At 69.7% G+C, this 11940-nt stretch carries 13 protein-coding genes; 6 read left to right on the top strand and 7 right to left on the bottom strand.

What is annotated here, in order from left to right; genetic code table 11:
- Positions 1-166: 166 nt before the first annotated feature.
- The 3 genes from BN1186_RS09615 to BN1186_RS09605 all read left to right on the top strand — a co-directional run bounded on the left by BN1186_RS09615 (position 167) and on the right by BN1186_RS09605 (position 3799).
- A complete protein-coding gene (locus BN1186_RS09615; RefSeq protein ID WP_040283775.1) occupies positions 167-787 on the top strand; it encodes a hypothetical protein in 621 nt (206 codons plus the stop codon).
- Positions 788-931: 144 nt separating this feature from the next.
- On the top strand, positions 932-2971 hold the full coding sequence (locus BN1186_RS09610) for an MDR family MFS transporter (RefSeq protein ID WP_052460001.1): 2040 nt from the start codon (positions 932-934) through the stop codon (positions 2969-2971).
- An 18-nt stretch (positions 2972-2989) separates the two neighbouring features.
- Complete coding sequence (locus BN1186_RS09605; RefSeq protein WP_040283774.1) at positions 2990-3799, top strand: endo alpha-1,4 polygalactosaminidase; 810 nt, start codon at positions 2990-2992, stop codon at positions 3797-3799.
- 29 nt (positions 3800-3828) lie between these two features.
- Here the strand turns inward: BN1186_RS09605 and BN1186_RS09600 are convergent, their stop codons facing one another.
- On the bottom strand, positions 3829-4614 hold the full coding sequence (locus tag BN1186_RS09600) for an SDR family NAD(P)-dependent oxidoreductase (protein WP_040283773.1): 786 nt from the start codon (positions 4612-4614) through the stop codon (positions 3829-3831).
- 217 nt (positions 4615-4831) lie between these two features.
- Here BN1186_RS09600 and BN1186_RS09595 point away from each other — a divergent pair, with 217 nt between their 5' ends.
- Both BN1186_RS09595 and BN1186_RS09590 read left to right on the top strand, forming a co-directional pair.
- The gene (locus tag BN1186_RS09595; RefSeq protein ID WP_246043282.1) at positions 4832-5962 is read left to right on the top strand and encodes an alanine racemase; all 1131 of its coding nucleotides are present in this window, start codon (positions 4832-4834) and stop codon (positions 5960-5962) included.
- Positions 5959-7377, top strand: a complete 1419-nt coding sequence (locus tag BN1186_RS09590) for a D-arabinono-1,4-lactone oxidase (RefSeq protein ID WP_040283771.1) — start codon at positions 5959-5961, stop codon at positions 7375-7377. Before BN1186_RS09595 ends, BN1186_RS09590 begins: the two co-directional genes overlap by 4 nt.
- A gap of 4 nt (positions 7378-7381) precedes the next feature.
- Here BN1186_RS09590 and BN1186_RS09585 read toward each other — a convergent pair whose 3' ends face one another.
- From BN1186_RS09585 to BN1186_RS09565, 5 genes are read right to left on the bottom strand one after another with little or no spacing between them, the layout of a single operon-like run.
- Positions 7382-8080, bottom strand: coding sequence for a hypothetical protein (locus tag BN1186_RS09585; RefSeq protein ID WP_139651002.1), 699 nt, complete (start codon positions 8078-8080; stop codon positions 7382-7384).
- On the bottom strand, positions 8077-9264 hold the full coding sequence (locus BN1186_RS09580) for a hypothetical protein (protein ID WP_052459999.1): 1188 nt from the start codon (positions 9262-9264) through the stop codon (positions 8077-8079). The genes BN1186_RS09585 and BN1186_RS09580 overlap by 4 nt, the downstream gene beginning before the upstream one ends.
- Complete coding sequence (locus BN1186_RS09575; RefSeq protein WP_139650999.1) at positions 9261-9551, bottom strand: hypothetical protein; 291 nt, start codon at positions 9549-9551, stop codon at positions 9261-9263. Before BN1186_RS09575 ends, BN1186_RS09580 begins: the two co-directional genes overlap by 4 nt.
- Positions 9544-9852 carry an SAV_915 family protein gene (locus tag BN1186_RS09570; RefSeq protein ID WP_218975447.1) on the bottom strand — a complete coding sequence of 103 codons (309 nt, stop codon included), beginning with the start codon at positions 9850-9852 and terminating at the stop codon, positions 9544-9546. Before BN1186_RS09570 ends, BN1186_RS09575 begins: the two co-directional genes overlap by 8 nt.
- A 31-nt stretch (positions 9853-9883) precedes the next feature.
- Positions 9884-10966: an FAD-dependent oxidoreductase gene (locus BN1186_RS09565; protein ID WP_040284012.1), complete on the bottom strand. Its 1083-nt coding sequence runs from the start codon at positions 10964-10966 to the stop codon at positions 9884-9886.
- A gap of 54 nt (positions 10967-11020) precedes the next feature.
- Here BN1186_RS09565 and BN1186_RS09560 point away from each other — a divergent pair, with 54 nt between their 5' ends.
- Entirely contained in the window at positions 11021-11641 is a 621-nt protein-coding gene (locus tag BN1186_RS09560; protein WP_040283768.1) for an NAD(P)-dependent oxidoreductase, read from the top strand.
- A 3-nt stretch (positions 11642-11644) separates the two neighbouring features.
- Here BN1186_RS09560 and BN1186_RS09555 read toward each other — a convergent pair whose 3' ends face one another.
- Positions 11645-11926, bottom strand: a complete 282-nt coding sequence (locus tag BN1186_RS09555) for a PIN domain-containing protein (RefSeq protein WP_052459998.1) — start codon at positions 11924-11926, stop codon at positions 11645-11647.
- Positions 11927-11940: the final 14 nt, after the last annotated feature.

Genomic DNA, 11940 nt, shown 5'->3' with positions numbered 1-11940 from the left:
ATCCCTTCACCCATCGCATCTCGTGCCTCGTGGGGAATGCCATGCAAGCCATGGGCGGGGCTCCTCTCACGATCTGCCGGGGGCAGAGTAACGCCGGGCGGGTGCAGCGCGACTGCGGGAAGCGCGGCAGGTAGCATCGGGCGACACCGTCGTCGAAGGGGAACCCATGTGGTTGGAGATCGTCGGATGGATCGGATCCATCCTCGTGGTGTGGTCGCTGACGCTGGGCCGCGTGCTGCGGTTCCGCTGGATGAACCTCACCGGCTCCCTCATCGCCGCCATCTACAACGGCATCATCGAGGTGTGGCCGTTCATGGCGATGAACGCCATCATCGTGCTGATCAACATCTACTGGCTCACCAAGCTGTACCGCGAACGTCACGACGAGGCGGTCTACGAGGTGGTGCCCGTGCGGGCCGGTGACGGCTACCTCCAGCGCGTGCTGAGCGTGCACGCCGCCGACATCCGCGGCACGTATCCCGATTTCGATCCGGCCAGGCTGTCCCAGGGTGACCGGCACGCCTGGCTGGTGGTGCGCGGCGACGAGACGGTGGGCGTCACCGTGGTGCGCGATGACGGCAACGGCGAGGGCGTCGTCGAGTTCGACTGGGTGAGCCCCCGCTTCCGGGACTTCACCCCCGGCGAGTTCGTCCACCGTCGCTCCGGAGTGTTCGAGGGCCTCGGCCTGGAGCGCGTGGTGGTGGAGAATCCGGCCAAGCACGCCCGGGACTACCTCACCAAGGTGGGCTTCCGGCCCGACGGCGACCGGTGGGTGCGCGCCGTCTGAGATGTGGCGGGAGAATACGTCCGCATGAGCCGTATATAGAGAATACGTCCGCATGAGCCGTATATAGCCGCTTGAGCGTGATTCCTCCCGCCATATCCTGGGAAGATTTCTGAACCGCTGACGGCAGGCGTAATCTCAGCCGATGTGACCAGTCAGCCAGCCTCCTTCGACTTCGCCAAGATCAAGTGGGCGTACTTCGGGCTCATGATCGGCATGTTCACCGCGTCGATCTCCCAGACCATCGTCAGCCCGGCCATCCCGCGCATCGTCGCGGATCTCGGCGGCCTCGCCTGGTACTCGTGGCTGTCCACCATCGTGATGCTGGTCTCCGCCGTCATCACCCCCATCAGCGGCAAGCTGGCCGACATCTTCGGCCGCCGCCGGTTCTACATCATCGGCCTGCTGCTGTTCATGCTGGGCTCGGTGCTGTCCGGGCTGGCGTTCAACTTCTCCTTTCTGATCTTCGCGCGCACCATCCAGGGAATGGGCATGGGCATCCTGATGCCGCTCAGCCAGACCATCCTCGCCGCGCTCATCCCGCCGCGCCAGCGCGGCAAGTACCAGAGCTACATGGGCGCCGTCATGGGCGCCTCGCAGGTAGCGGGCCCGCTGCTGGGCGGCTGGATCACGGATGTGTCCAGCTGGCGGTGGCTGTTCTACATCTCCATGCCGGTGGGCCTCGTCGCGCTGCTGATGATCCTGCGGCACCTTCACGTGCCGGAGCTGAGTATCGATCCGAAGATCGACTACGCCGGCATCTCCACCATGACGGTGGGCGTCTCGGCGACGCTGCTGGGCATCAGCCTCGGCGGCTCCATGGGCTGGCTGACCCCGCAGGTGTTGCTCCTCCTCGCAGTGGGCATGGCATTCACCGTCGCGTTCGTGCTCGTCGAGCGCAAGGCCGAAGAGCCCATCGTTCCCCTGGGCCTGTTCCGCAACTCCGTGTTCACCGTCTCCACCGTGGCCGCGTTCTTCATGAACATGGGCATGATGGCCGTGCTCATCTACATCCCCGTCTACGCGCAGGGCGTGCTGAAGCTCAGCGCCACGCAATCCGGCCTCATCCTGATGCCGATGAACGTGATCCTCTTCTTCATCGGCGTGGTGGTGGGCAACCTCATCACCAGGACCGGCCACTACAAGGAGTTCGCCGTGGCAGGCGGCGCCATCCAGTTCGTCGGCGCCCTGCTCATCCTGGGCCTGGGCCAGGGCAGCAGCCGCATCGACGTCGTGCTGGCGACGGGTGTGTTGGGCTTCGGCTACGGGCTCGCGTTCCAGATCTACATGCTGGCCGTGCAGAATGCGGTGCAGCGCCGCGACCTGGGCGTGGCCACCAGTTCCCTGCAGTTCTTCCGCAACATCGGCAACACGCTGGGCACCGCCATCGCCGGCACCATCATGACCACACAGCTCATGTCCGGCATCGAGTCCCGGCTCACGCCCGAATTGCGGGAGCGGATCCCCACCGGCGGCCTCGACCCCAATGCGGTGCTCAACCCCGGCAAGCTCGCCTACCTGCCCACGGAGCTGGCGGACCTGATGCGCGCCTCGCTGTCCGATGCGATGCACGCGGTGTTCCTGCTGCTGCCGGTGCTCACCGCGTTGTCGCTGGCCGCCACCATCTTCATCAAGCCGCTCAAGCTGCGCGACACCCTCGCCCAGCCGGAGGACCGCGGCCGCGAGATCCTCGATTCCACCGCGATGTCGAGCCCGGATCAGGAGCGGATGCTCTCTCCTGAGGACGAGCACGCCCGCCGTCGCGAACGCATCATGGGCGCACACCTGATCCTGCTGGCCGAGCAGGTGATGCAGGAGGGCAACCCCATCCTGCGCGAGGCCGTGGCGGATTTCGGCAGCGGCGACCTCGAGCGCGGCATCCAGATCCTCCGCTCCACCGGCACGCTCCTCCTGACCGAAGACCCGATGGTGATGGACCAGCACGAGGCGTTCGCCGTCGAGTTCTCCAAGCGTGGGCAGCAGAAGCGGATGCTCAGCGAGGACGTCACCAACAGACTCGACGCCGTGGCCGAACTGGTGGCGCAGCACCGCTCCGGCCCGCCCACCAAGCCGCGCATCGACACACCGGACGGGATCGACGGCGCCGGCCTGCGTCGGGCGTTGATGATGCTCGACAGCGCGTTGGTGGCCGACATCGCCACCCGCCGATGGGAGCGCGAGGACTGAAGCCTGCGATGATGAGACATGAACCGAGTTCGTGGCCAGTGGCTGGCCGTGGCGGCGGCGCTCGCCGTCGGGCTGCCCGGCTGCGCGGCGGAGACGCCTGAACTGCCCGCGGACACGGGCTTCGACTATCAGCTCAGCGGCGCCTACCCGCCGCCGGCGGGCGCCGGGATCCTGGTTCGGGACCGCTCCGCCACCCCTCACCCCATGGCCTACAACGTCTGCTACCTCAACGGGCTCCAGGCGCAGCCGGAGGAACTGGCCTGGTGGGAGGCCGAGCATCCCGGCCTGCTGCTCCGCGGCGACGACGGCGCCCCGGTGATCGACGAGCAGTGGGACGAGGCGCTGTTCGATGTCTCCTCTTGGGCCAAACGGGACGCGCTCCTCGAGGTGCAGCGGGGATGGATCGACGCCTGCGCTGAGGCTGGCTTCGACGCGGTGGAGTTCGACAACCAGGACTCCTGGATCCGCTCTGCCGGGGCCCTCGACCTCGACGACGCCCTCACCCACCTCGCCACGCTCACCGGGTACGCGCACGGGCTGGGGCTCGCGGTGGCCCAGAAGAACCAGGGCCCGGAGTTGGGCGCAAGGGGCCGAGACGAGGTGGGCTTCGACTTCGCCATCGCCGAGGAGTGCGCGGTGTGGGACGAGTGCGACTCCTACATCGACGTCTACGGCGATCAGGTGTTGCAGGTGGAGTACACGGACCAGCCATCCGGGCCGTTCGTCGACTCGTGTGCCCGTTGGAAGGGGCACCACCCGATCATCCGCCGGGACCGCGGCCTCGTCGCGCCCGGCGAACCCGGCCACCACTACGCGGCTTGCGGCTGAGCCCGCGGGCTCTCTAGACCTGCAGACTCCTAACGGCCGCTTCGGGAGCGTCGGTGTCCGGTGGCGCGGAACAGCCAGGCCAGGGCGCCGGGGAAGGCTCGGGCGAACGGGGCGAACAGCGCCCAGCGCCACGGGGCGTGCGAGTCGCGGTTGGGTTTGTGACGCAGACACATGGCCACCGCGTCGGCGACCTGTTTCGGTGTCATCGTGCCGACAAGGGCCTCCACCTTCGGCACCCGAGTGACCGAATCCGGGTTGGCGTCGAAGTAGTCGCTGTGCACGCGGGTGGGGGTCAGTGAGCCGACGTCGATCCCCGTGCGCCACAGGTCCTGACGCAGCGCCTCGGTGAAGCCGCGCAACGCGAATCTGGCGGCGGCGTAGCCCACGGCGCCTGGCCACGGCACCACGGAGACCGGTGAGTTGATCTGGAAGATGATGCCGGAGTCGCGCGCCAACATGGGCTCGATGAAGCCCCGCGTGATGTGGAACGCCGCAAAGTATGGCAGCGCCATCTGCTCGTGCGCCTCGGCGTTGCTGGTCTCCTCGATGGACGTGAACCGCCCCGCGCCGGCGTTGTTGACCACGACGTCTGGGACGCCCTGTTCCGCCAGGATGCGGCGGCAGACCGTGGCGGTCGCGTCGCCGTCGGACAGGTCGACGGCGTACGCGACGCCGTCGATCTCTGCGGCCAGGGCTTGGAGTCGCTCCGCGCGCCGGGCGAGGAGCACCACTTTCATACCGTCGCGCGCCAATCGACGGGCGATCGCCTCCCCGATCCCGCTCGATGCCCCCGTCACCACCGCCAGTTGAGTCATGGACAGGAGTCTAGGTCGCACCCTGAGCCGGCCGCCTCCGGGCCTGCGAGGACCACGGCCGGGCGAAGGCCCCACATCTAGAGGTGGTGTCGTGGACTAAGCAGAATCTAGATGTGAGGCGGGCCCCAGCTTCTAGGATCGGGGTATGGACGACGAGTAGGCCGGCGCGCTACGCAGCGCGCTGGACGACGCGGGGATCACCTCGCGCCCGGTCGCCGTGCTCGATCTCGACGCGGTCGACGCGAACCTCGCAGACCTCCGGCGCCGCGCGGCTGGCACGCCCCTCCGGGTGGCGTCGAAGTCGCTGCGCGTGTGTCGCCTCCTCGAGCACGCGCTCACCGCCGACGGTTACCGGGGCACGCTCGCGTTCACGCTGCCCGAAGCCCTCTGGCTCGCGGCTCACGGTCTGCGCGACCTCGTGGTCGCCTACCCGACGGCGGCCCGCGCCGCACTCGCCCGCCTGGCCGCCGACGATGAGGCCCGGGCCGCGATCACGCTGATGGTCGACTCCATCGAGCACCTCGACCTCATCGATGCCGCCGCCCCCGGGCACCCGGAGATCCGAGTCGCGCTGGAACTCGACGCCGCCTACGCGCCCGTGCGCGGCGTGCGCTTCGGCGCGCTGCGCTCGCCTATCCGCACCGCCGCGGCGCTGAGCGCGCTGGCCCGCGCCGTCGTCGATCGCGACGGCTTCCGGCTGGTGGGCCTGATGGCCTACGAGGGACAGATCGCCGGGGTCGCCGATGTCGGACGCAGCGCCTACCGGCAGGCCGTGCGGCAGATGAAGGCTCGCTCCGCGCGCGAACTGGCCGTCCGCAGAGCCGCCGCGGTGGCCGCGGTCCGCGAGGTCGCGGACCTGGAGTTCGTCAACGGCGGCGGCACCGGCTCGTTGGAGACCACCTGCGCCGAGGACGCCGTGACCGAGGCGGCCGTCGGCTCCGGCATCGTCGGCCCCGGACTCTTCGACGGCTACCGCATCTTCCGACCCCGCGCGGCGCTGCACTTCGGGCTCGACGTGGTGCGGCGCCCGGCGCCCGCCGTCGCGACCCTGCTGGGCGGCGGCTGGATCGCCTCCGGGCCGCCCGGCCGCGACCGCCTCCCGCTCATCGCCTGGCCCGCAGGCCTCAAGTACGCGCCCGACGAGGCGGCAGGCGAAGTGCAGACCCCCGTGCTCGGACCCGCCGCCGCCAAGCTCGCGGTGGGCGACACCGTCTGGCTCCGGCACGCCAAGGCTGGCGAGTTGGCCGAACGCGTGGCCAGCTACGCCGTCGTCCGGAGGGTCGACGGCGCGGTGAAGGTCATCGACGAATGGCCCACCTATCGAGGCGAAGGGATGGTGACGCTGTGACGTGGCGCAACTGGAGTGGGGCGGTGCGGTGCAACCCTGCGGAGATCGCCAAGCCGGGTACCGAGGCGGAGGTGGCGGAGATCCTGGTTAGGGCCGCGGCCGAGGGCCGCACGGTGCGGCCGGTGGGTGCCGGCCATTCCTTCACGCCCCTGGTGGCGACCGACGACGTGCTGGTCTCGCTCGATGGCCTCTCCGGCGTGGTCGCGGCCAATCCCTTCACCGGTGACGTCACGCTCTGGGGTGGCACGCGGATCCGCGACATCGCCCAGTTGCTCGCCCCCTGGGGTCTCGCGCTGCCGAACATGGGCGACATCGACGCCCAGTCCATCGCCGGCGCCGTCTCCACCGGCACGCACGGCACGGGCTTGGGGTACACGGGCTACTCCGGCATCGTCACCGGCCTGAAGCTGGCCCTCCCCGACGGCTCGCTGGTGGAGGCCCACTCGTTGGTTGAGCCCGCGAGTTCCACGAGCAGTGTCGAAACCCCCAGGCGCTCAGACGGCAAGCAGGGAGGGTCACGGGGTTTCGACGCGGCCGCGCCCCTCGCAAGCTCGGGAGCGGCCGGCTCAACCAGCGTGTTCGAGGCTGCCCGCGTCGGGCTGGGCGTGATGGGGATCATCACGCGGGTCACGCTGCGGTGCGTGCCGGCCTTCGCGCTGGAGTGCACGGAGACCACCGAGCCCGTCGACGCCCTCCTCGAGAGCTACCTCGAGCGCTCTCGGCGGGCCGACCACCTGGAGTTCTTCTGGTTCCCCGGCACGCGGCGCGCCACGGTCAAGGAGTTGCGCCGTCTCCCACCCCTGTCACCGACGCGGCCGATGTCGCGCCTCGACAGGTTGGTGAAGCGGGAACTCCTCGGCAACGTCGCGTTCGGGGCCATGGACGCCGCCGCGGCCAAGGTCCCCGCCCTGGCCCGCCCGGTGCGGCAGGTGGCCTCCAGGTTCATGGCGGGTGCCACGTTCTCCGACGCCTCGCACCGCGTCTACGTGGCCCCGCGCCGCGTGCGGTTCCGCGAGACGGAGTACGCCATGCCGGTGGAGGCCTTCGGCGAGGTGGTCCGCGAGGTGGAGCGCGCCATCGTCGCCTCGGGGGAGCAGATCACCTTCCCGATGGAGGTGCGCACCGCGGCCGCCGACGACACCTGGCTGGGCACCGCCTCCGGCCGCGAGTCCGTCTACGTGGCCGTGCACCGCTACCACCGCGAGCGGTTCGAGCCGCTGCTCACCGCCGTCGAACCCGTCTTCCGCGCCCACGAGGGTCGGCCGCACTGGGGCAAGGAGCATTCGCTGACCGCGGACAGGCTGGCCGGGTTGTATCCGCGCTTCGACGACTTCCGGGCAGCCCGCGCCGCCGTCGATCCCGACGGCGTGCTGCTCAATCCGCACACCCGCGCCCTGCTGGGCATCGAGGGTTGAGGGGTCAGTCCAGCTGACCCGACCTGATGCGACGCAGAACCCGCTCGTCGCCCAACTCGGCGCGCAGGTTCGGGCGGGCACGGTAGAACTTCAGCAGCGCGCCCACGATCTCCGGGTCGGAATGGCATTGTCCCGTGCCCACGTTCAGCAGACCGCTGGCGGTGGTGATCCGGATGATCTTGCCGGGTTGGATGCCGGTGATCTCGTCCCAGGTGGCCGCTGACGTCTTGCCGCCGTAGCCCACGACCGCCAGGATCGACGGCTCAAGCCGCAGTCCCGGAGGCGTGCGCCTCCCCACGAGCGCCTGCAGCAGCGAGACCACGAGGATGACGACCAGCAGCCACATCACCATGGAGGCGGGGTCCGCCACGAGGGTCGCCGCGCAGATGGCCAGCCCTACGACCGGCAGGGCCAGTTCCATCCGCCGGCTCGTGACGGAGCCGAGGAGGGCCCAGCCCTGCTCCGTGCGGGTGAGGCGGACGACGCCGCGCCTGTCGGGGAGGTTGGACATGGTGGCCACCACCCAGGCCGCGGCCAGCGCGATCACCCCGGCCATGCCGTACAGCCAGGCTGCACCCATATTCCAGGCGAGCACCCCCACGAGAGCGGCGCCGAGAAGAAGCCCGGTCGTGATCAGGAGGAAGGGGGTCCGCTCCCCGCGCGTCGGGCTCTCTACCCGGCCGGGCACCCTGACGGTGGTCAAGTGAAGAGCCCTTTCACCCATCTGCCGGCGGACTTCGCCCCGTCCCACACCGCGGAGGCCGTATCGCGGATGCCCTCATCGATCTTCTCGCGCACATGTTGAGGGACAAGATGCTCATAGGCTGCGCCCGCACCCCAGGCGACGAGTCCACCCACGACGACGGCGCCTGCGGCCACCGCGACGGCAGGAGCCGCCACGCCGAGCGCCGCAGCGCCGGCGACCACTGCGGCGCCACCCAGGATCCCGCCGCCGATGCCCGCGATGGTCTCGATGCCCACGCTGCTGGGGGAGGCGCCGGCAGCGATCTCAGCCCCGCCGGTCGCCACCGTGATGGCGAGGCCGACGATGCCGAGCCCCTTGGACCACTTGGCCGCCTTGGCCATCTTGTTCGCATAACCGGTGCGCCGGTCGAGTCGCTTCTGCACCGCCTCCTCGCGGGGTGGTTTCCGGCCGGAGCGCACGGCGGGGTTGCCGGAGCGTGCCGCCGCATCGGCGGTGGCTTTGGCCCGCGCCGCAGCGAGGATGTCGTCGCTGCGCTGCTTGAAGGTCTCCTCGGCAGTGGAGACCACCAGGTCTCGGGCAACGGGCGGCAGCTGCTTGAGACCCGCCGCCATGACGCCCGCGGCCGAGGGTTCCTGAACGCTGGCCTCCTGGGGTACGAGATGCTCGACGACCCAGTCATCCAGGCGCTCGAACGTCTTCTGCACCTTTTCCTGGGTTCGCGAGTAGACATCGATCTTGGCCAGGGCCGCGTTGTACCGCTCCACCTTGGCGTTGTAGTCGTTGACCTGCTGTTCGGTCACGTCGCCGGAGGGCATCGTGGGCCGCACCGCCGTCGGTGGCTGGTGGATGACGGTGCCAACCACAGTCAGACCGCCGTTGGCGGCATCCGTGCGGTGGCCTTCCATGTCCTCCTGACGCCAGCGGAGTTGCTGCGAGTAGGAGCGGAAGCGGTCTGTGGCCTTCTCTGCGCGGGTTTCAGTCTCGCGACAGGCGTCGAGCAGATCTGATGCGAAATCGCGGTATCCGTTGGAGGCGATGCCGCCCCAGATCTGCCGGGATCGCTCCCGGCCACGACGGGTGTTCGCCCGGCCCTCATCAAGGGCCCCAGCCAGGTCGTCGAGCCAATCCGCAGCGGCCGTCACAGAATCCGGGTCGCCCTCCATCAGCGTCTCGATGCTCACGGGATCTCCTTCGCCAGTTGCCCGAACGCCTCCTCGGCGTCTTCCTCGATGCCGTCGTACAGATCAACGGTGGTGTCCATCCGGTTGGCCGCATCCGCTTGGATTGCAGCGATGGAGCCGGCATCGGTGGCGATCGCGCTCAGGATGTTCAGCATCAGATCGGCGCCGACGCCACCGTCGATGTCCGTGGGAATGGTCTTGGACAGACCCTCCAGCTTGTCGTGCGACTCCACGTGCAGTTTCGCGATGTCGCGGGCCGCGGAGTGTTCCACCTGGTAGTCAGTCACGGGCACCTCGCCTCAGCTGCTCATCGAGCGGGACGTCGAAGTAGATGACGTCGTAAGGCTGGCGCTCGTTGATGTCATTGAGATTCTCCATGGGAAGGAGAATCCAGGGCTGGGCGGGGCCCTGGCAGCGGGCGAGCCTGTCGAGGGCGGTGTAGGCGAGCAACGCCAAGCGCCCGTCATCGAGCTGCCGCATCTCGACGGTGGGGCCGTCTGGGGTCGACACCTGTGCCACGGGCAGATAGATCACCGGGGGTAGGTACTCCAACGCGACCTCGCGTTCGGCATCTGGCACGTCGTACACAGGGACTCCTTCTCTTCGACGCTCCAGAATATTACGCAGCCGGGTCGCCGGTTGCGGCCAGTTGGTCGCGCACCGACAGCGCTGCGACGCGACCCGCGCGCGTGGCGCCTATCGTCGAGGCCGACGGCCCGTAGCCCACGAAGTGGATCCGCCCGCCGACGGCCGAGGTGGTGAACGTGTGGGGGTCCCGCGGGGCCAGTAGTTCGATCCCGCCCTCGGGCGAGCGCAACCGCAGCGGCGCCAGGTGGCCGATCGTCGGGCGGAACCCGGTGGCCCACAGCAACACGTCGGCCGGCTGGAAGCTGCCGTCGGCGAAGCGCACGCCGTCGGGCTCGATCCGGGTGAACATCTCGCGCCGCGCGTCGTAGACGCCCATCGCCTGGGCGCGCTGCTCCTGTTCCCGCAGCATCAGGCCCGTCACGCTGACCACCGATTCCGGCGGCAGGCCGCGCTTGACGCGCTCCTCGACGAGGGCGACCGCCTCGCGCCCCGCGTCGGGGTCGAACTCCGTGGTGCGCCACACGGGCGGGCGTCGCGTGACCCAGGTGACCTCGGCGAGGCCGGCGAGCTCGCCCAGGAACTGCACCGCCGAGGCCCCGCCGCCGATCACCACCACCCGCTGCCCGGCCAGGGCAGCCGGGCCGGGGTAGTGCGCGGTGTGGAGCTGCCGCCCGCGGAACGTCTCGCGCCCGGGGTAGTAGGGGATGAACGGGGTGTCCCAGGTGCCGGTCGCGTTGATGAGGGAGCGGGTGCGCCAGGTGCCGCGGTCGGTGTGCACGAGCATGTGCCCCGCACGGCTCCCGGCGGATTCCACCCGCAGCACGCGCACCGGGCGCTCGATGGGCAGGTGGAACCGACGTTCGTACCCGGCGAAGTACCGCGGCACCTCGACGTTGGCCCGGGCGCCGCGGTCCCACGCGGGCGCCTCGACCCCGGGCAGGTCCGCAACCCCGTGCACGTCGTGCATCGTCAACGAATCCCACCGGTGCTGCCATGCCCCACCGGGCGCGTCGTTGGCGTCGAGCACCACGAAGCTGATCCCTAGGCGCTGGAGGTGGTAGGCGGCGGACAGGCCTGCCTGCCCGCCCCCGATCACCAGCGCGTCAATGTCCATGCCGGACACAACCATAGTTGAACCTTCAATATTCCTGACTGTCATACTGGGCCCATGCGAATCACCGTCATCGGAGGCAACAGCGGCACGGGCGCAGAGAGGGTGCGTCTTGCGGCGGAGCGGGGCCACGACGTGACCTGCTTCTCGCGCAGCGGAGCCAAGGATCTGCCAGTGGGTGCGCTCGACGTGCGCGGCGACGCCCTCGACCACGCAGCGGTCAAGCAGGCGATCGACGGCGCGGACGCCGTCGTGGTGACCGTCGGCGGCGCCAAGGGGTCCTCGCGCCACCGTGCGAAGGTCACCCGCAGCGTCATCCGGGCGATGCGCGACGCCGGCGTGCGGCGGCTCATCGTGCAGTCCTCACTCGGCGCGGGCGACTCCGGCGCGCTCATGGCCCTCCCCGGCCGGCTCATCGCCAAGACCGTGCTGGCGGCGCCGCTCGCGGATCACAACGACCAGGAGGCCGCAGTGTTCGCCAGCGGCCTCGACTGGACGGTGGTGCGCCCCGGAGGGCTCAACGACAAGCCGGCCACCGGCGCCGTCGTGGCGCAGGAGACCGCCGAGGGGCGCGCGATGAAGGCGATGATCTCGCGCGCAGACGTTGCCGAGTACATCGTCAGCATCCTCGACGACGCCACCACCCACGGCAAGGCGCTGGGCCTCGGGACCGGCTGACGCTCAGGCCGGTACGAGGGGGTTGCGGGTGCGCAGCTTCGGGAAGTAGCTGAAGTCCCTGTCTGCCGTCCACAGCTCGCTGACGCCATGCGCCAGACAGATGGCCGCGATCCGCGCATCGTGCCACTTCGGGCCGGTCACGCCCGGGCCGACGGAGCCTTCCAGGACGCCGAAGTGGCTGGCGGTCTCACCCAATAGCCGGGCATTGGGCAGCGACTCGAGCGCCCGCACCGCAGCGAGCGCCTGGGTGGCGGTGGAAGGTGGCCGGTAGATGTGGGCCTCCATATCTGACGACCCAT

The organism is Tessaracoccus massiliensis, from assembly GCF_000826065.2.
GTDB lineage: Bacteria > Actinomycetota > Actinomycetes > Propionibacteriales > Propionibacteriaceae > Arachnia > Arachnia massiliensis_A.
The sequence above is the reverse complement of the archived record's forward strand: the minus strand, read 5'-3'. Positions and strand labels throughout refer to the sequence as shown.

Coding starts and splice junctions, on each gene's coding strand:
- BN1186_RS09555 (WP_052459998.1), bottom strand. CDS start 11,926: ATGGAGGCCCACATCTACCGGCCACCTTCCACCGCCACCCAGGCGCTC.
- BN1186_RS09560 (WP_040283768.1), top strand. CDS start 11,021: ATGCGAATCACCGTCATCGGAGGCAACAGCGGCACGGGCGCAGAGAGG.
- BN1186_RS09605 (WP_040283774.1), top strand. CDS start 2,990: ATGAACCGAGTTCGTGGCCAGTGGCTGGCCGTGGCGGCGGCGCTCGCC.
- BN1186_RS09600 (WP_040283773.1), bottom strand. CDS start 4,614: ATGACTCAACTGGCGGTGGTGACGGGGGCATCGAGCGGGATCGGGGAG.
- BN1186_RS09615 (WP_040283775.1), top strand. CDS start 167: ATGTGGTTGGAGATCGTCGGATGGATCGGATCCATCCTCGTGGTGTGG.
- BN1186_RS09565 (WP_040284012.1), bottom strand. CDS start 10,966: ATGGACATTGACGCGCTGGTGATCGGGGGCGGGCAGGCAGGCCTGTCC.